This window comes from Acinetobacter parvus DSM 16617 = CIP 108168 (assembly GCF_000368025.1).
Taxonomy (GTDB): Bacteria; Pseudomonadota; Gammaproteobacteria; order Pseudomonadales; family Moraxellaceae; genus Acinetobacter; species Acinetobacter parvus.
Window position 1 is genome coordinate 523,805 of record NZ_KB849211.1, and the last position, 19,068, is coordinate 542,872.

A 19,068-nucleotide genomic window follows, 5' to 3' on the forward strand; every position below is an offset into this window, starting at 1 on the left:
CTCCGTAAATAATAAAGCCACCGATTTAGTGGCTTTATTATTTTGATCATTTATTTCGTGGCTTGAGCCTGACCATACTGATCAGCCATCACCTCAACAAACTGATCTAGCTTGATATATTTCTTAATCACGGCATCTACATCAGCCTTACTGAGTTTGGCAATCTCTTGATCACGCTTTTCACGATCAAGCAGGGTTTTATTGCGTTCCAACTGTGCGGTTAACATGCCATGAATCTTGCGTTCATCTTCCAAGGAAGTGACACGTTTTTTCATAATATCGGCTTTGGCTGCTTCCAGTTCCTGTTCAGTCACACCTTTATTCAACAAGTCTGTCAAAACCTTATGCACAGATTGGGATACCTGATCAGAACGTCCAGCGGTATAGTTCGCTGTAATACTGATTGAGCCACTTTCTGTATCTGAGTCCAAGTCAAGATCACTGCCAAAACCATAGACCAGCGCATTCTTTTCACGTAACTCCTGCGCCAAACGCGAGGAAAGCTGTGAATTGCCCATAATATGACTGAGAATAATCAATGCTGGCGCATCTGGATGGTAAGCACCGACAGGCATGGTAAGAACACTTTGGTAACTTCCAAACTCACGCTGTTCTGACAGGACATGTACTTTCTGCGCTTTAAAAGCGACATAAGGTGAAGTGATCTTTTGATAAGGCTGTTTGGTTTTCCATGAACCAAACGCTTTTTGCAGCGTTTGCTGCATTTTTTTCGGATCAAAATCCCCTGTTACTGCAATTTGGGCATGGTTGGTCACGAAGAATTGGTTATAGAATTGTCTAATTTGCGCTTGAGTCACATCATTTAACTGTTTCTTGACCAGATCAGGCTCAAAGTGATAACGCATATCTCCTGGCTGGTAGGTTTCCAGCAATCTTGCCAAGGTCATGGATGCGACAGTGGCAGGCTCGGTATACGGGCGATCCAACACCGACAAGCTTTGGTTTTTCGCCAAGTCAAATTCGGACTGGGCAAATTTAGGTTGCTTAACCACCTCAATAATAAAGTTGAGGAAATCTTCAAACTGGTCTTTTTTGGCATTGATGTTAATGGTCAAACCATTACCATTTGATATGACAGAAGCTCCACCACTTGCCGCAATTGCCCTATCGGTAATTTCCTGCAAGCTATGCTTTTCTGAACCACGTAACATCAGGTAGCTAGTCAGGTCTAAAGTCACACCCTTGCCAAATAAGGTTTTTTCATCACCAAAGTCCAGACTGATGGTGGCATAGGTTTTGTCATCGCGAGTTGACGCTGGAAACAATGCATAGCGAATACCGTTTTTCAATTCACCCCGTTGAATCTTTTGCTCATTCTTTTGCAACTGCTGGGCAGACTGGGTGACAAATTGGCTAACTTCTTGTTTATACACACTGGCATCTTTTAATGGCTCAGCTTTCTCAGCGCTCTGGTCCAGCGTTTTAGGTTTTTCCTGAGTATTTTGCGTCATGGCCTTTTTCTGGTCTTCAGGCGTTGGCAAAATATCTCCAGAAATACGGTGTGATGAAACCAAAAACTGCTTCAAGATCTGGTTGGCATCATTCAACTTTAAGTCTTGAATGGCCTGTAGGTCTTTAAAATACTGGTCCCACTGTCCATGTGAAGCCACAGCATAATCACTCAGACGTGAACCTAAAGCTACAGCATCTTTAGCAATGGTATCAGCGGCATTTTTGGTCATGTTCTTGACCCGTTGTAACTCTGCATCGGTAAATGGCTGGCTATTTTCCACGCCTGTCGTTAAGGCTTGATCGACTTTTTTGGCATCATGATTCGGTGCATAAATCGCTCCCATAAATACCAGATTAAAATCCTGATCCAGCCATGTTGTCGACTGTACAGCGGTGCTAATACCTGTTTCCACCATACTCTTATACAGGGTTCCACTTGGCTGCATGGTATAGAGTGCTGGTGCTATCGACAAGGCAGACTGTAGCTGTGCATTCTGCCCATTCATATAGACATGGAACTTGGCCAAGTCACTGCCCTTTTGCACGGTAAATTGTCGTGGCTGAATTTTTCTGGAATCCAGTACAGGAACTTTTACAGGGGCAGGCACAACCCGTGCTGGAATAGGGCTAAAATATTGATCAATTTTATTCAGCACCTCAGTTTTATCAAATTTACCCGAAATAACCATAATCGCATTATTTGGTGCATACCATGTTTTATAGAACTGATTGAGTTCGTTCATGTTGATGGACTTTAACTCGGGCAAATCCCCAATTGGCAACCGTCCCAAATATTGATTACCGTATGCTGCTTTAAACATCTGATCCATCAAAACCGCAAAAGGCTGATCCATACGGATTTCACGTTCACGTTTTACAATCTCGATTTCAGACGGTACAAATTTCTCCTGCAACACCAGCTTGTCCATACGCTCAGATTCGAGGTACAGAATTTCATTTAAGGCGGTTTTTTCTGGACGGACAATATTCAGATACTTGGTAGAGTAATAGTCAGTACTGGCATTGGTCATCAGGGTATATTGATCTAAACGGCGCTGAAACTCCTCTCCCTTGACATTTTGTGTGCCTTTAAAGGCCAGATGTTCCAGTAAATGAGCCAGACCACCCTTGCCTTTTGGATCATTCAGTGAACCTGTCAGGTAGATTGTGTTGACATACACCTTATTTTCTTTATCGTTTGGTGCAAGAATAACTCTGAAACCATTATCTAATTCATATTCTTCAATATTTTTTTCAGTTTTGACCAGTACTGTCTGAGACCAGGAAGTTGCACTTAACCCGATTAAACAAAGAGAAAGGGTAAGCTGCTTAAACCGCATTAACATAGATTATCCAAGTATTTTGGGTGAATTAAATAAAAACAATAAGCTATAGTAGAGAACGATTCGCATTTTTAATAGTAATGTTTTGAAAAAAGCTGCTGATTTAAACAGCCTTTTTCTTTGTTTTTATAGAGATTTAGTTACAAATTAGATCATCAGTTCGGCCTGCATGTACAGTTTCGCATAGCCTGAGATTTCAATACGCTGTTCAGACTCAATAACACATTCCAGAATCCCACCTCGAGTGGAGGCCTGATAAGCGATCAGCCGTTTTTTATCCAGTTTTTCCGCCCAAAGCGCTGCAATTGCGGTATGGATTGAAGCCGTTACAGGGTCTTCGCCAATACCAACTTGTTTTCCAGCGCAATATTCTGCATCAGGATGTCATCCAGCCATTGCTCGGTCACAATCACCGCCGCAGGATTGCCCTTAAATAGTTGTTTGGTAAAGGCATCTACCTGATACATTTTCATTGCACAACACTCTCAAGATTTTTAATTTATTTTGAACACATGGTGGATAAATGATAGATACAGATTTTTTTAAATTTACGATACACAACCAGCTCTGAACCTTTAACAGAAAATGAAAGCTTAATGGTTTGATAAAACCATAAACAAAAAAGAGTGGCCAAAACCACTCTTAATAGGACAAATAAAAACTTACTCGCCCATATGCTCAATGATTGCCTGACCAAATTCAGAACAACGCAACAAGGTCGCACCTGGCATTAAACGCTCAAAGTCATAAGTGACAGTTTTCGCCTCAATCGCCCCTGACACACCCTTGATGATCAGGTCGGCGGCCTCTGTCCAGCCCATGTCACGCAACATCATTTCAGCAGAAAGGATGATTGAACCTGGGTTGACCTTATCCTGTCCCGCATATTTCGGTGCTGTACCGTGAGTGGCTTCATATACCGCAATTGCCCCACCAATGTTTGCACCTGGCGCAATCCCAATACCACCGACCTCTGCCGCAAGCGCATCGGAAATATAATCACCATTGAGGTTCAATGTGGCAATGACAGAGTAGTCTGCTGGGCGCATCAGGATTTGTTGCAGGAATGCATCGGCAATCACATCCTTGATCACGATGTCCTTACCCGTTTTCGGATTCTTGATTTTTACCCACGGCCCACCATCAATCAGCTGACCGCCAAAACGCTCCACTGCAAGCTCATAACCCCACTCCTTGAACGCCCCTTCGGTGTATTTCATGATGTTGCCTTTGTGAACCAGTGTCACAGAGGGTTTGTCATTATCAATCGCGAATTGAATGGCCTTTCGTACCAAACGCTGGGTACCTTCTTTGGATACAGGCTTGATCCCGATACCACAGCCCTCAGAGAAACGGATTTTGGTGACACCCATTTCTTCTTTCAGGAACTTAATGACTTTCTTTGCTTCTGGAGAATCGGCTTTCCACTCAATCCCAGCATAGATGTCTTCCGAGTTCTCACGGAAAATCACCATATCCGTCAACTCAGGATGTTGCACAGGTGATGGTACACCCTCAAACCAGCGCACTGGACGCACACATACATATAGGTCCAATTCCTGACGCAGCGCGACATTCAGGGAACGGATACCACCACCAACTGGTGTGGTTAAGGGACCTTTAATTGAAACAATAAACTCACGCAAAGCTTCAAAAGTTTCTTCTGGCATATAAGTGCCATAAATCCTGTCGGCTTTTTCGCCGCAATAAACTTCCATCCATTCGATCGAACGTTTACCACCGTAAGCTTTTTGAACAGCAGCATCTACAACTGCTTTCATTGCTGGTGTAATATCCACACCAATACCATCACCTTCAATGAAAGGAATGATAGGATGATTTGGAACATTCAGTGACAGGTCTGCATTCACTGTGATTTTGTCACCATCGGCAGGAACCACGATCTTCTGATAACCCATTGTACAGGTTCTCCCTCATGTAGCTGGCAATTAATGTATCCCTTGTTTTTTATGGCATACTTTGATTTTTTTACTTGCTGATTCAGTGTAGTTCAATCTTGTATCTTTTTAGATTTATATGAGAAATAATAACATTTCTCAATAAAATAAAAATATACATTTACCAAATACCCCATACTCTTAAAGTAGTATTTTTATATGAAAATTGTCGTATTTAACAAACCTTTTGACGTGCTGTCACAGTTCCGTGAAGATGAAGCCCATCTCACGCTTTCCCATTTTATCCACGATCCTGATTTGCGTCTTGCAGGCCGCCTTGACCTTGATTCTGAAGGACTGATGTTCCTGACAGATCATGGCGGTTTAAACCAGTACATTACCAATCCAGCGAACAAGAAATACAAGACTTATCTGGCTCAGGTGGATGGTGATGTCACTGAGGAAGCGCTTGAACAGCTGCGTAAAGGTGTAGAACTGGCAGATGGCATGACCTTGCCCGCCAAGGCCATTAAAGTGGATCAACCAGAATGGTTATGGGATCGTGATCCACCTGTACGCTACCGTGCCAATATCCCGACCAGCTGGATTGAGTTACAAATTTGTGAAGGGCGTAACCGTCAGGTACGCCGTATGACGGCGGCGGTTGGCTTTCCAACTTTACGGCTCATTCGTACCAAGATTGGCGCCATTGATTTAGTGCGTCTGGGTTTGCAACCAGGCGAACAAACCGATATTGAACCGCTGCTTTATCCAGATTTTAAAGACCTGCCTGAAGATCAGCCCTACCGTTCTCGTTCCTATGTCAAAAAACCTGGCGGTACGGGTGGCAAGCCAATGCAGCATAAAAAGAAAGAGGGTGATAAAAAAGACGGTGACAAGAAAAAGTCTGGGAGTAAACGCATCTGGCAAATGGATGAAAGTGAGAAACCACGTCGTAAGACCAATGGTACAACACGTCCAAGTACCAAAGCGCCTCGTGGCCGTAACCGTAATGGCCGTTAAGATTTAATATTTCTTAGGTTAGTCATAAAGCCCACTTCAAAGCCCCATAAAAAAAGCTAGTACCGAGGTACTAGCTTTTTATCAATACCAACTCAAAGTAGGGTCGGTTGATATTTCTAAACAGTTGCAAGCGCTGCATTGAATGTTTCACTTGGACGCATCACGGCATTCACTTTTGCTGGATCAGCAGCGTAGTAGCCACCAATGTCAGCCGCTTTGCCCTGTACTTGAGAGAATTCAGCCACAATCTTCTGTTCATTCTCAGCCAGTGTTTTCGCCAGTGGGGTGAACTGCGCCTTTAACTCAGCATCTTCATCCTGTGCAGCAAGCGCCTCAGCCCAGTACCACGCCAAATAGAAGTGGCTACCACGGTTGTCCAGCTCACCAGTACGACGTGATGGAGACTTGTCATTATCCAGTAACTTGCCTGTTGCCTGATCTAAAGTCTTGGCAAGCAATTTTGCACGCGCATTATCTTCTTTAATACCAAGCTCTTCCAGAGAGACAGCCAGCGCAAGGAACTCACCCAATGAATCCCAGCGCAAATGGTTCTCTTCCACCAACTGCTGAACGTGTTTTGGTGCTGAACCACCCGCACCTGTTTCGTACATACCACCGCCAGCCATTAACGGAACGATAGATAACATCTTCGCAGAAGTGCCCAGTTCCATAATTGGGAACAAGTCAGTCAGGTAGTCACGCAGGATGTTACCCGTCACGGAAATCGTGTCTAAACCACGCGCCACACGCTCAAGCGTATAACGCATTGCACGCACCTGAGACATAATCTGGATATCCAGACCATCGGTATCATGCTCTTTCAGGTATTTTTCGACTTTCTTGATCAGTTCATTTTCGTGCGGACGGTATGGGTCAAGCCAGAAAATCGCTGGCATGCCAGAGCTACGCGCACGTGTCACCGCAAGTTTTACCCAGTCACGAATCGGCGCATCTTTCACCTGACACATACGCCAGATATCACCCTGCTCAACATTCTGGGTCATTAACACTTCACCTGTATCAAGGTCAGTGATGTTGGCAATGCCCGCTTCTGGAATCTCGAAAGTCTTGTCGTGTGAACCGTATTCTTCCGCTTTTTGTGCCATCAAGCCCACATTTGGCACAGTTCCCATGGTTTTCGGGTCAAAGTTGCCATTCCACTTACAGAAATTGATCATTTCCTGATAGATACGTGCGAAAGTTGATTCTGGCATCACCGCTTTACAGTCGTAAGGCTTGCCATCAGCACCCCACATTTTACCACCACCGCGAATCATTGCAGGCATGGATGCATCGACAATCACGTCATTCGGAGAGTGGAAGTTATCAATGCCTTTGGCGGAGTCAACCATTGCCAGACGAGGACGATGTTCCTGACAGGCGTGTAAATCTTCAATAATTTCTTCACGAAGCGAGGTTGGCAAGGTTGCGATCTTTTCATACAGGCCTGCCATACCGTTATTGACGTTAATACCCAACTCGTCAAATAACTTGCCATGTTTTTCAAATGCATCTTTATAGTAGATCTTGACACAGTGACCAAACACGATGGGATGCGACACTTTCATCATGGTCGCTTTTACATGCAGTGAGAACAGGATGCCTGCTTCACGGCAGTCTTCCAGTTGCTTCTCATAGAATTCACACAGCGCTTTTTTGCTCATGAACATTGAGTCGATGATTTCGCCATCCTGCAACGCCACTTTTGGCTTCAAGACAATGGTTTCACCCGTTTTGGTGATCAATTCCATTTTCACGTTACGTGCATGGTCCAGTGTCATCGACTTTTCACCATGATAGAAGTCACCCTCTTCCATGTGTGAAACGTGGGTTTGTGACCACTGTTTCCATTCGCTCATTGAATGTGGATGCTTTCTGGCATAGTTCTTTACCGCAGCAGGCGCACGACGGTCAGAGTTCCCTTCACGCAACACTGGGTTTACGGCTGAACCGAGACATTTACCATAGCGGTCTTTAATTGCCTTTTCTTCCTCAGTCACTGGATTCTCTGGATAATCAGGAATCGCATAGCCTTTTGACTGAAGTTCCTTGATGCATGCCACCAACTGAGCAACCGAAGCACTGATATTTGGAAGTTTAATGATGTTCGTATCTGGATCCTGCGTGAGACGTCCAAGCTCCGCAAGGTTATTGGTCACTTTCTGCTCGTCGCGTAGGTAGTCCGAAAATTCTGCGAGCACGCGCGCGGCTACAGAGATGTCACTTTTAACGATCTCAATGCCAGCTGGCTTGGTAAAGGTCTCAATGATCGGCAGTAGAGAGTAGGTCGCCAGTAGTGGCGCCTCATCAGTCAGTGTGTAAATGATTTTTGACTTTCCACCAGCCATATATAGCCCCTTGTGTTAAATGTTAGTTGTGAAGAACCAAGCTTTTGGCCCAGTCTTTGAGAACCGATGTGCTTAAATAAAACCACTGAGAGTATCGGCCCTCGTCGCATCTCAGTCAACGCAATATCGAGTGATAACGACATTTCGAAAAAAAATACTACAAAACTCTATAAAAGTTGCAGCTATGTTTAGCCACCTCACATGAAGTTTTGGCTTTTCAAACACAAAACCGTTTCAGCTTAAATAAGAGCTTTAAATTTACCATTTCGCAAACAAATGAATATAGTGCCTTAGTATGAGTACGACACTAACAAAGTTTAATGAACAACATATGACGTTGGTCGGGGGATTAAACTTTCAACCAACGATCAAGTTTATTCTGATCTTCAACTTTTAACTCAACAGTGGTCAGTGCATTTTCTCCACCTGAAATTTCAAACTGCAACAGCTCATCACGGCGGAAAGCATAAACCGTAAACGTTCCCTGCTGTTTTGCATATTTCGCCAGAAGCTTTTCTGATGCTTTAATACCATCAATCGCAAGGATCACGTCATTGGCAGACAGTCCAGCTTTTGCAGCAGCACTGTCACGGCGAACTTGCTGAATCACCACACCCTCAGCCTTATCCACGGTTTTTAAACCAAATGGCAGCGCCTTATCATTTTTCAGGCTATAACTTAAACCAAACTCAGGCAAGAGCTGGTCCAGTGGCAACTCATCGGTGGTATTGATTAAATGATTGATTTGCTCAATCCAGTTATCCCCTGTCAATTCATTGCAAAATTCAAAAATGGTGCGTTCATTGACCTGAATCCCCTTTTGGGTATTTTCATATAAACGGCGCATCAGGGCATCAAGGTTTGAACCACGCAAACGTAGCCCCAAGTCCAGGCAAAGCGCCACTAGACTGCCTTTGTTGTAGTAACTGGTGCCTGCATTGTTTGAGTTTTCATCCTGACGATAGAACTTGATCCATGCATCAAAACTGGATTCCGAAACAGACTGGATCAAACGTCCTGGATTTTGCAAATAGCGGTCAATCTGCGCCTTTAATAAATCCAGATAGGATTTCTGCGAAATCACACCACTACGCAACAAAATCAGGTCATCATAATAAGAAGTAAAGCCTTCAAATATCCAGAGTAAGCTGGTGTAGCCCTCTTTGTGCAAATCATAATGGGCAAAATTTTCAGGGCGTATAAATTTCACCAGCCATGAATGGAAATATTCATGGCTACATAAACCCAGAAAACGTTGATAGTCTTTGGAAGGTTCCTGTGTTTCATTCTCTTTCGGCAAGTCATCACGCGGGGTGATCAGGCTGGTACTGTTGCAATGTTCCAGACCACCATAACTATTGCCCGTTGCCATGGTCATAAAAGTATAGTTTTGAAATGGTGCTGAACCGAACAGATTAATTTCAGCCTGACAAATCTTCTCAATATCTGCCTGTAAACGATCCAAATTGGTATTGTGCTTGCCTGAAATCACAAACTCATGTGGAATACCATTGGCTTGAAAGCTAAAACGGCTTTGTTCAGCCAGCTCAAATGGACTGTCAATCAGTTGGTCATAATTCTCCGCTTTTAGAGTAAAGCGTCCCTTGACCAGACTTTTACTTGGCAGCCCCGTGGCAATCTGGAAATGCTTGAGTTCATCAGGCAGGAAAATTTCAACCTCACAAGGTGACTGTTCCTGATCTTGCAGACCTAAACAGACACAGGCAGGATTGACATACAAACGGGTTTGATCGACATACGCCCCACGCACCGATAAATCATAGGCATAGACATCATACTCAACCGTAATCAGTTCATGGTCGTTATTGAACAAACGCCAGCGGTTTTTCTCGGTTTTTTTAATGCTGAGCAGACGCCCTGCTTCATCAGAAGCCTGAACCGATTCAATATGTTTTGAGAACTCACGGATGAGGTAACTGCCTGGAATCCAGGTCGGCAACCATAGCTCCTGATTGGGATTGGCAAGGAAACGCAAGGTCACATGAATAAGGTGTTGGCGATAATCGTCGAACTCAATTTGATAGTGCAACATAGCTTTAGATCGTAAAAATAAGACTCACTTCGCACAGCTTAGCATTTTTTTACAAAGTCATGCTTAGATGTCTTGCTTGTCTGTAGAAATTGCTAGATTCTTCAACAAAAAAGTCATAGCATGCTTTTTTCGCATTCCATGCCACTGGATCGGCAGCACAAGGTGTTTACGTGAAATTTATCCTCTCCGTGTTTACGTTATTTAGCTTAATCTGTACCCATCTCGCTCATGCCAATTTACTGAATATTGCACCTGAATCGGTGGAGGCGCAGGCATGGTCAATTATGGATGCCCAGTCAGGTCAGGTCATTGCTGAACATAATAGCCACGTACAACGTGCCCCAGCCTCATTGACCAAAATGATGGTGGCCTACATTACCCTCAAGGAAATTGAAGCTGGAAAATTGCGTAAGGAAGAGGTACTGACGGCTACGCCTGTGGTGAGTACCGTGATGTGGGATGAATCGCAAATGTACCTGAAAGCGGGTGAGCAGATTTCAATTGACCAGCTCCTCGCAGGTTTAATTGTGATGTCTGCCAATGATGCGGCTGTCACGCTTGCCGAAAAGATTTCAGGCAGCGTACCCGAGTTTGTTGCGCGCATGAATCGGGAAGCACAGGCCTTGGGAATGAAAGATACCCATTTCAGCAATCCTGCTGGCATCAGCATGCCTGACCATTATTCAACTGCGGCAGATTTAGGTGTGCTGGCTCAGGCTATCGTCACGCAAACCCCTGACTATCTGCATTATTCAAAAATGCCAAGCTTTAGCTATAACCAGCGTTTTCACCATGCCACCAATTTTGCCTTAAAGCTTGACCCTACGGCAGATGGTTTAAAAACAGGCTATACTAAGGCTGCTGGCTATAATCTGGCCTTGACTGCGGAACGTCCGACCTTTAATCCACATGTTGATAAACGCCGTTTAATTGTAGTGGTGTTGGGTACACCCAGTGCGGTGAAACGTGCCGAAGTCGCGCACAAGCTGATGGACCTGGCCTATACCTATACCCGTGATGAGGAAGTCATTCCAAAGCAAAGACTGATTGCTGAACTGCCTGTGATTAAATCAACCCTAAAAATGTTTAAGGTCGAAACCAAGCAACCAACTATTGTGACGACATCGCTATATGATCAAGCAACACCAATTGACTTGAATAGTTTTGATTTGTTAACTCAGCGCATCCATCTGGTTGATGCAAACCAGCAGGTCAGCACAGTTGAACCACTGCAAACCACCAATACCCATATCAACATTGAATTAAATGAACAGCATTTGACTGCTCCTTTAACCCAGGTCATGAACTTGGCAACGGTGTCGATCTATCAAAATAACCAGTTGATTCGTAGTTTGCAAATTGAGAATGATGTACAGATTGAAGAAGCCAACATTTTTCAAAAAATTATGATCTGGTTTTCTAATTTATTCAGCTTTTTCTCAATAAATGACACTAAAAATCCAAAACTCTACCCACTAAATCAGGGTTAAAAAAAACCTACTTTTTCTATAAAGATTACTAATACAATATTGAAAAAAGGATGGCATAATCCTGCCATCCTTTCACAAAAAATTAGGTTAATCATGAGTAAAACCTTACATCATATCGTGATTGTAGGCGGTGGCGCAGGTGGTTTGGAACTTGCGACACAACTGGGTGAACGTTTTGGCAGGAAAAAGAAAGCCCGAATCACACTGGTTGACCAAAACCTGACCCATATCTGGAAGCCCCTGCTCCACAAAATTGCTGCTGGCTCCCTCAATCCCCACGAAGAACAGACTAACTACTTTGCCCACGCAGAAAAGCACCATTTTGAGTTCGTGCTTGGCACCCTGCTGGATGTCAACAAGGATCAAAAGCAGATTACCCTCTCTCCTCCCCAGCTTTCCAAAGAACACACTCCACTGATTCAAAAGTTAGGTTACGATACTCTGGTGATTGCGGTAGGTTCTGTCTCCAACGATTTTGGCATCGAGGGGGTACGTGAATATTGCCACTTCCTTGACAGTCGCCAACAGGCGGATATTTTCCAGCAGGATTTACTCCACCTCTACATTGAGGCACAAAACCATTCCAATGAACGTGCCCTGAACATCGGTATTGTTGGTGCGGGTGCCACAGGTGTGGAACTGGCGGCGGAACTGATCGAAACCACCAAAAACTTCTATCGTTATGGCTTAAAGAAAATTGATCCGAAGCAGGTCAAAATTACATTGATTGAAGCGTCTGACCGTATCCTGCCAGCATTGAATGAAAAAACCGCAGCACATAGTGCCAAGCAACTCAGAAAAATGGGCATCGAGATTCTGACTGAGCATAAGGTGCAAAAAGTCGATAAATCTAATGTCTATTTTAGCAATGGGAAAATCCTGCATTCTGATATTACCGTGTGGGCGGCAGGGGTAAAGGCACCCAAAGTTTTAGAATCATTTACAGATTTTAAACGTGACAAGATCAATCGGTTAATGGTTTACGCAACGCTTCAAACGCATTCTGATCCAAATGTATTTGCCTTTGGTGACTGCGCCAACTGTCAGCTGGATGCCCGTCAGCCACCGCTTGGCCCACGCGCACAGGTTGCCAGCCAGCAGGCAACTTTTCTGGTGGATGCGATGGCGGCCCGTTTATCAGGCTCACCACAACCCATGTTCACCTTTAACGACAAGGGATCGCTGGTTTCATTGAGCCGTAATCAGGCGGTGGGAGAATTGCTTGGCGATGTCAGCGTACAGGGATTTATTGCCAAAACCATGTATGTATCGCTATACCGACTGCATCAGGCCAATATTCATGGCTACACTCAGGCTGGGGCACTCACCGTCAAAGATTTTCTGACTCGCCGCGTACGTCCAAAAATTAAACTGTATTGAGTTGAAATTTTAAATTTCGCTCCTATTTATAACTAAATCGTTTCAAAAAGTGGAAAATAGTCAACAAAAACTATTTTTCACTTTATGATATACAGCTAAAACTATTGATGACATGGATTCAAAACATGACTGCTATTGCAAATAACCACGTGGTTTCATTCCACTACACTTTAACAAACGCTGAGGGTGAAACACTTGATCAATCTCAAGGTGAACCACTTGCATATTTGCACGGCGCGGGCAACATCATTCCTGGTTTAGAAAATGCGCTTACAGGCAAAACTGTAGGTGAAAAATTCACTGTAAATGTTCCAGCTGCTGAAGGTTATGGCGAATATAACCCAGACCTCGTACAAGAAGTTCCAGCTCAAATGTTCCAGGGCGTGGACAATATCCAAGCGGGTATGCAATTCCAAGCTCAAACTGATGATGGCGTTCAAATCGTAACTGTTAAAGCAGTTGAAGGCGACAACATCATCGTTGACGCAAACTTCCCACTTGCTGGCCAAGACCTGACTTTTGAAGTTGAAATCGTTGACATCCGTGATGCTTCTGAAGAAGAGCTTGATCATGGTCACGTTCATGGTGCAGGTGGTCACCAGCACTAATTCATTTTTAAATGAATTGTTTAAGGCAAAGCTTCGGCTTTGCTTTTTTATTGCCTGATACTTTTATAAAATAGAAAAATCGCTTAACTTTAATACGACTCTCTTCTCTTGATATTCTGTCTATGTCCCATTCTTATCAACTGATCTGGTTCCGTCAGGACCTTAGAATCCATGATCATACTGCACTTTGGCACGCAACGCAGGCTGGCCAGTGTATTGCGTTGGTGATTCTGTCACCTGAACAATGGCAACAACATGACGATGCCCCCATCAAGAACGAGTTTTATCTGCGTCAGCTACAACAATTAAAACAGCAGCTTAATACCCTTAATATCCCATTAACCATCCAGCATATTCCTCTATGGAAAGATGTAGGTAATTTTTTTACGGAACTTCTCCAGCGAATAAATATCGAAAATGTCTACGCCAATATTGAGCTGGGTGTAAATGAACTAAAGCGTGACCATGATGTACAGAAAGTATTAAACCAGCAGCAAAAAGAACTAATCCTGTTTCATGACCGTACACTGTTTCCTGTGCGTTCCATTCGCAACCAGTCCAACCTGCCCTATCAGGTTTTTGGGGCATTCAAGAAAACCTGTTATCAGCGTTTACAACATGGATTGCCCCAGTGTTATCCATTGCCTGACGCTCAGCAACCGATTGTAGAGGATTTTTCATTTTTTAACCAAGCCAACCTGCCCCCCCTGCAACAAGCCTATGCTTCAACGCTTGAGCAAAACATGATTGATCATTGGCCAGTTGGAGAGACATACGCCTTAGATTTATTAGATGAGTTTGTAAGGAAAAGGTTGAATCACTATAAACAAGCACGAGACTTCCCAGCACAAGTTGGCACCAGTCAACTTTCAGCCTACCTGAACATTGGTATTCTCTCCATCCGCCAGTGTATTCAGGCACTGTTTAGGCAACAGCATGGTGATTTTGTCATCCAGTCTGAAAGCCAGCAGGTGTGGCTGGATGAGCTGTTATGGCGTGAGTTTTATCAGCATATCCTGTTTGATTTTCCGCAGGTTTCCAAACATCTTCCCTTTAAATCCTCAACACAGAATATCCCGTGGCGTGATGACCCAATTGCGCTGGAACAGTGGCAACAGGGAAAAACGGGTATTCCAATTGTGGATTCAGGTATGCGTCAGTTACTGGCAACAGGCTGGATGCATAATCGTTTGCGGATGATCTGCGCCATGTTTTTAAGCAAAAACTTGCTCATCGACTGGCGCAAAGGTGAGCAATGGTTTATGCAGCATTTGATTGATGGCGACGTGGCGGCAAACAATGGTGGCTGGCAATGGTGCGCCTCGACAGGGACTGATGCTGTTCCCTATTTTCGGGTATTTAACCCAATCAGCCAATCATTAAAATTTGACCCGAACGGCGACTACATTCGTCAATGGGTGCCTGAACTCACTGATCTGGATGCAAAAATCATACATGAACCTTATGCCAATACCAAAATTCAGAATCTGGACTACCCTATGCCAATCGTAGAATTAAAGTCCAGCCGCACACGGGCAATTGAGACGTTTAAGACATATTTATAGCCATTTTATAGTCATTTAATGGCTACTGCGGAGATAAACCTGTTACATTTGTCAAGACATCTGTTTAGACAGACCAAGCTGTATGTTATTGTTTACACAATTAAATTATAAATTAAGGGTATAGACTAACATATCTATTCTGCTAGTCTAAAGCCTAAATAAAAATGTTAAACTATTCACATATTATAACGAAGTCCCCCGTTATCTTATCGTTAAAATAAGTTATTTTATAGCGAATTAAGTTGATGAATCATTGATAGAATTTTCATAAAAATGATTTTCCATAATAAAGCTGGGACTTGTTTCATTATTTTTATAAGAGCCGAATTATGTCTTTTTCTCATCATGCAGAACCTCATGTCATGCAACGCTCAGGCTGGTTACGTGCCGCCGTGCTTGGTGCAAATGATGGCATCATCTCCGTGACCAGTTTGATTATGGGTATGGCTGCCAGTGGTACCAGTTCACATACATTGTTAATTACCTGTATTGCAGGGCTGATCTCTGGGGCAACCTCAATGGCTGCTGGAGAATATATTTCCGTTAAGTCACAGGAGGATATTGAAAAGTCAGACCTGCGTTTTGAAGCCAGAGAGCTTGAAAAGAATCCCCATGCGGAACTTGGTGAACTCACTCAGATTTATATTTCACGTGGTTTAAACCCTGAACTGGCGCATGAAGTTGCCAAACAGTTGACTGAACATGATGCGCTGGGTGCACATGCCCGAGATGAAATTGGCATCCATGAAAATACTGCTGCCAATCCAGTTCAGGCAGCACTTTCTTCTGCCGCCTCCTTTTCATGCGGTGCGGCTCTTCCCATGCTGGCCATCCTACTCAGTCCAGATGCTTTTATTTCACATGCCGTTTTGGTGACAGGCATTATTTCATTAGGAATTTTAGGCGCGCTTTCCAGCTATTTTGCACATACCTCAATACTCAAAGGCAGTCTGCGTATTATGTTATGGGGCATTTTAGCGATGGCTTTCTCAAGCTGGGTCGGTTCTCTATTTAATGTCACAACCATTTAAAACCATTATTTTTTACGGAATAAATATTGTGTATATTCCATAATTAAATACTGGTTATTATTTGCAAGGTTTTTTGTTTTTGCGTTATGGTGACTAAAAGCAAAGTGAGCATATAATGATGTCAATCCTAGAATTACTAGAAATAAAACACCCTATTTTTCTTGCACCTATGGCAGGTGTATCAACGCCTGAACTGGCCGCTGAAGTTTCTAACCAAGGCGCGTTTGGTTCTTTGGGACTGGGGGCAAATACACCAGAAACAGCGAAAGCTGAGATTTTAAAAACACAGACACTTACAGACAAACCCTTTCAGGTCAATTTCTTTTGTCATCAACCTGAACGACTTGACCAGCAAAAAGCCCAACAATGGATTGAATATATACGACCTCAGTTTGCCAAGTTTGGCGCTGAGCCACCGACCAAGTTGCGATGCATTTATCCAAGCTTTTTAGACAATGATGATTTCCTGAATGTTGTACTTGAAACTCGCCCCAAAGCTGTGAGTTTTCATTTTGGTATTCCACACCCTCGCCAGATTCAGGCACTCAAAGATGCGGGTATTGTCACTCTGGTTTCTGCCACCAACCTGATTGAGGCACAGCAGATTGAAGCGGCAGGAATCGACATTATTATTGCTCAAGGGATTGAAGCTGGAGGACATCGGGGTATTTTCAATCAAACTTTTGATGCTGCAATTAAAACCAGTGATCTCGTACAACTCATTTCAACACATTGTAAATTACCTGTCGTAGCTGCTGGCGGTATTATGAATGGTGATCAAGCAAAATCGATGTTGAAATTAGGTGCTGCTGCTGTTCAATTGGGTACAGCATTTGTGCAATGTAAAAGTTCGAGTGCGAACGCATCCTATCGAAAAGCTTTATTCAGTCAATCTATTACACAAATCAGTTCAAGCTTATCAGGTCGTCCAGCCCGTGGACTGCTGGGCACATGGCACACCCAGATTGATGCACCCAACCGCCCAGCATTACCTGAGTATCCATATACCTATGACTTAACCAAGCAATTGATCAGTGTTGCCAGTCAGCACAATGATCATAGTTATGGTGCATTCTGGGCTGGCATGAATGTGGGACAGATTCGGGAACTAGAAGCAGCTGACCTGATTAATCAACTGGTTTTAGAAATAAAAACCCATTAAAACGTTTTAATTAAAAAAACCCGTTCAATTGAACGGGTTTTCCACTTTATGCTTTAAATTTTACCAACCAAAACCAACGCCTACACCACCCGAACTTTCTTCCTTGGTAAATGCGCCACCAATGGTGAGTGAGGTATTATCATTAATAATCCGTTGATAGCCAATTGACACCGCCTGTTCCTGTCCCTGAAAGCCAGCACCCACACCGACACGATTTTGTCCTTTGACACTGGCAGCACTACTTGACATATTCATCATCGCAGCAGTCATGGCACCTTGGCGGTTAAAACGTTCATCCACTTTATTGAAGCGCTGTTCTGTTTCCATACGATAATCATTAAACGCACTGTTTAAGGCATTTACACGCTCATTGGTATAGTTATTGGTCGATTTTTCTGCTGCTTTTAGCTGTTGATAGTTGACTGCATCGGTATCTTCAACGGCATTCGCCACATGGATGATTTGGCGTTCTTTGCCTTTTGCTCCAACTGATACCGTATTATCACGATCCGATGCAGAATCATTACCCAATACCACTGCATTTTTGGCTTGAGTATCGACATTATTGCCCAGCACAAAGGTATTATCACCTGTGACTTTATTGTCATTACCCACAACATAACTACCGTTTCCAGATACCGTGTTTGGATCACCAAAGGCACCAGAACCATTACCTGAAACCTGATTACCCACACCTACAGCAGTTGAGCGATGGCCTGTCACTACGGTATTTGTTCCAATCGCAACCGAGTTTTCACCTGTTGCCGAAGCAGCTTGGGCATCAGTTACTCCATTCACCTGAACAAACTGGTTACTGGCTATAATTTGAGTTTGCACATCTGCGATTTTGCCATCGGTATAGCTATTCGCACTGGAAAGTGCCGATGCTGTTTGCTGGTCGGTATAATCTTTTGCGCCACTTAAAGAAGATGCCGCTTTTTGATCTGTGTAGCTTTTTGCATCATTAAGTACAGATGCAGTTTGTTGATCAGTATAGGCTTTGCCATCGGCAGCTTTCTGGTCTGCATAATTTTTTGCGCTGTTTAGTGTCGATGCAGTTTGCTGATCTGTGTAGGCTTTACCATCAGCAGCTTTTTGGTCTGCATAGCTTTTTGCATCATTTAAGGTTGAGGTGGTTTTCTGGTCGGTATAGCCTTTTGCATTATTTAATGCAGTGGTTGTTTGTTGATCTGCATAATTTTTTGCATCATTTAAATTAGATACAGCTTGCTGGTCTGTGTGTGTTTTTAAATCTGATACAGAGGTTTTAATTGCACCTAATTGTTGATCAACTGCAATGAATGCATCACTCACTGTATTTTTAGCTTTTCCTTGGATTGATGTGGGTCTAGGATTTTAGACCACGTCTATAAGTGATAATCTACTCCCCAATAAGCATGGGAAATGCTTGTTTTAGGAGTCAACCATGACACGAAGAAAACGTCGTAATCATTCAGCAGAGTTTAAAGTTAAAGTTGCTCTCGCAGCAATTAAAGGCGACCACACACTCGCTGAACTTTCTACTCAATTCGATTTACATCAAAACCAAATCATCGATTGGAAAAATCAACTGCTTGAGCAATCAGTCAATATTTTTTCACGACCAACAGCACAACAAGAACCAGAGATTGACCTCAAAGCTCTACATGCCAAGATAGGGCATCAGGCATTGCAAATTGATTTTTTAGAAAGTG

The 19,068-nt window shown here is 43.4% G+C and carries 14 protein-coding genes and 1 pseudogene; 8 read left to right on the plus strand and 7 right to left on the minus strand.

The features are described 5' to 3' along the window. Positions 1 to 50: 50 nt before the first annotated feature. From F988_RS04525 to icd, 4 genes and pseudogenes are all read right to left on the minus strand, one after another. Entirely contained in the window at positions 51 to 2,819 is a 2,769-nt protein-coding gene (locus F988_RS04525; protein ID WP_004681375.1) for a M16 family metallopeptidase, read from the minus strand. Positions 2,820 to 2,963: 144 nt separating this feature from the next. Beyond that, positions 2,964 to 3,167 (minus strand): annotated as a pseudogene (locus F988_RS15375) (PhzF family phenazine biosynthesis protein); the annotation flags it as partial. After that, positions 3,143 to 3,289 (minus strand): PhzF family phenazine biosynthesis protein, encoded by a 147-nt coding sequence (locus F988_RS15380; RefSeq protein ID WP_004681377.1) that lies wholly within the window; start codon positions 3,287 to 3,289, stop codon positions 3,143 to 3,145. The pseudogene F988_RS15375 and the gene F988_RS15380, both read right to left, overlap by 25 nt. A 189-nt stretch (positions 3,290 to 3,478) precedes the next feature. Beyond that, positions 3,479 to 4,735: an NADP-dependent isocitrate dehydrogenase gene (gene icd / locus F988_RS04535; protein ID WP_004674738.1), complete on the minus strand. Its 1,257-nt coding sequence runs from the start codon at positions 4,733 to 4,735 to the stop codon at positions 3,479 to 3,481. A 198-nt stretch (positions 4,736 to 4,933) separates the two neighbouring features. Between icd and F988_RS04540 the strand changes: the two genes are divergently transcribed. After that, complete coding sequence (locus F988_RS04540; RefSeq protein ID WP_004681379.1) at positions 4,934 to 5,737, plus strand: rRNA large subunit pseudouridine synthase E; 804 nt, start codon at positions 4,934 to 4,936, stop codon at positions 5,735 to 5,737. A gap of 116 nt (positions 5,738 to 5,853) precedes the next feature. On the opposite strand, the gene F988_RS04545 is transcribed toward F988_RS04540, so the two are convergent. Continuing rightward, a complete protein-coding gene (locus F988_RS04545; protein WP_004674743.1) occupies positions 5,854 to 8,085 on the minus strand; it encodes an NADP-dependent isocitrate dehydrogenase in 2,232 nt (743 codons plus the stop codon). A 349-nt stretch (positions 8,086 to 8,434) separates the two neighbouring features. After that, a complete protein-coding gene (locus F988_RS04550; protein WP_004681381.1) occupies positions 8,435 to 10,138 on the minus strand; it encodes a M61 family metallopeptidase in 1,704 nt (567 codons plus the stop codon). Between the two features lie 170 nt (positions 10,139 to 10,308). Between F988_RS04550 and F988_RS04555 the strand changes: the two genes are divergently transcribed. From F988_RS04555 to F988_RS04580, 6 genes are all read left to right on the plus strand, one after another. Then, on the plus strand, positions 10,309 to 11,628 hold the full coding sequence (locus F988_RS04555; protein WP_004681383.1) for a D-alanyl-D-alanine carboxypeptidase PBP6B: 1,320 nt from the start codon (positions 10,309 to 10,311) through the stop codon (positions 11,626 to 11,628). A gap of 93 nt (positions 11,629 to 11,721) precedes the next feature. Beyond that, positions 11,722 to 13,008 (plus strand): NAD(P)/FAD-dependent oxidoreductase, encoded by a 1,287-nt coding sequence (locus F988_RS04560; protein WP_004681384.1) that lies wholly within the window; start codon positions 11,722 to 11,724, stop codon positions 13,006 to 13,008. A 125-nt stretch (positions 13,009 to 13,133) separates the two neighbouring features. Then, complete coding sequence (locus F988_RS04565; RefSeq protein ID WP_004681386.1) at positions 13,134 to 13,616, plus strand: FKBP-type peptidyl-prolyl cis-trans isomerase; 483 nt, start codon at positions 13,134 to 13,136, stop codon at positions 13,614 to 13,616. A 122-nt stretch (positions 13,617 to 13,738) separates the two neighbouring features. Continuing rightward, the gene (locus F988_RS04570) at positions 13,739 to 15,181 is read left to right on the plus strand and encodes a cryptochrome/photolyase family protein (protein ID WP_004681388.1); all 1,443 of its coding nucleotides are present in this window, start codon (positions 13,739 to 13,741) and stop codon (positions 15,179 to 15,181) included. 329 nt (positions 15,182 to 15,510) lie between these two features. Next, complete coding sequence (locus tag F988_RS04575; RefSeq protein ID WP_004681389.1) at positions 15,511 to 16,212, plus strand: VIT1/CCC1 transporter family protein; 702 nt, start codon at positions 15,511 to 15,513, stop codon at positions 16,210 to 16,212. Between the two features lie 118 nt (positions 16,213 to 16,330). Continuing rightward, positions 16,331 to 17,374: an NAD(P)H-dependent flavin oxidoreductase gene (locus F988_RS04580; RefSeq protein WP_010589419.1), complete on the plus strand. Its 1,044-nt coding sequence runs from the start codon at positions 16,331 to 16,333 to the stop codon at positions 17,372 to 17,374. Positions 17,375 to 17,434: 60 nt separating this feature from the next. Here F988_RS04580 and F988_RS04585 read toward each other — a convergent pair whose 3' ends face one another. Then, positions 17,435 to 18,688, minus strand: coding sequence for a YadA family autotransporter adhesin (locus tag F988_RS04585; RefSeq protein WP_004681391.1), 1,254 nt, complete (start codon positions 18,686 to 18,688; stop codon positions 17,435 to 17,437). A gap of 112 nt (positions 18,689 to 18,800) precedes the next feature. Here F988_RS04585 and F988_RS04590 point away from each other — a divergent pair. Next, positions 18,801 to 19,068: IS3 family transposase (locus tag F988_RS04590; RefSeq protein WP_004681392.1), on the plus strand; the 268-nt coding region annotated here is incomplete at its 3' end.

Excerpts from the sequence above, each read along its gene's own strand:
- F988_RS04525 (WP_004681375.1), bottom strand. The coding sequence starts at position 2,819 with ATGTTAATGCGGTTTAAGCAGCTTACCCTTTCTCTTTGTTTAATCGGG.
- F988_RS15380 (WP_004681377.1), bottom strand. The coding sequence starts at position 3,289 with ATGAAAATGTATCAGGTAGATGCCTTTACCAAACAACTATTTAAGGGC.
- icd (WP_004674738.1), bottom strand. The coding sequence starts at position 4,735 with ATGGGTTATCAGAAGATCGTGGTTCCTGCCGATGGTGACAAAATCACA.
- F988_RS04540 (WP_004681379.1), top strand. The coding sequence starts at position 4,934 with ATGAAAATTGTCGTATTTAACAAACCTTTTGACGTGCTGTCACAGTTC.
- F988_RS04545 (WP_004674743.1), bottom strand. The coding sequence starts at position 8,085 with ATGGCTGGTGGAAAGTCAAAAATCATTTACACACTGACTGATGAGGCG.
- F988_RS04550 (WP_004681381.1), bottom strand. The coding sequence starts at position 10,138 with ATGTTGCACTATCAAATTGAGTTCGACGATTATCGCCAACACCTTATT.
- F988_RS04560 (WP_004681384.1), top strand. The coding sequence starts at position 11,722 with ATGAGTAAAACCTTACATCATATCGTGATTGTAGGCGGTGGCGCAGGT.
- F988_RS04565 (WP_004681386.1), top strand. The coding sequence starts at position 13,134 with ATGACTGCTATTGCAAATAACCACGTGGTTTCATTCCACTACACTTTA.
- F988_RS04570 (WP_004681388.1), top strand. The coding sequence starts at position 13,739 with ATGTCCCATTCTTATCAACTGATCTGGTTCCGTCAGGACCTTAGAATC.
- F988_RS04575 (WP_004681389.1), top strand. The coding sequence starts at position 15,511 with ATGTCTTTTTCTCATCATGCAGAACCTCATGTCATGCAACGCTCAGGC.
- F988_RS04580 (WP_010589419.1), top strand. The coding sequence starts at position 16,331 with ATGTCAATCCTAGAATTACTAGAAATAAAACACCCTATTTTTCTTGCA.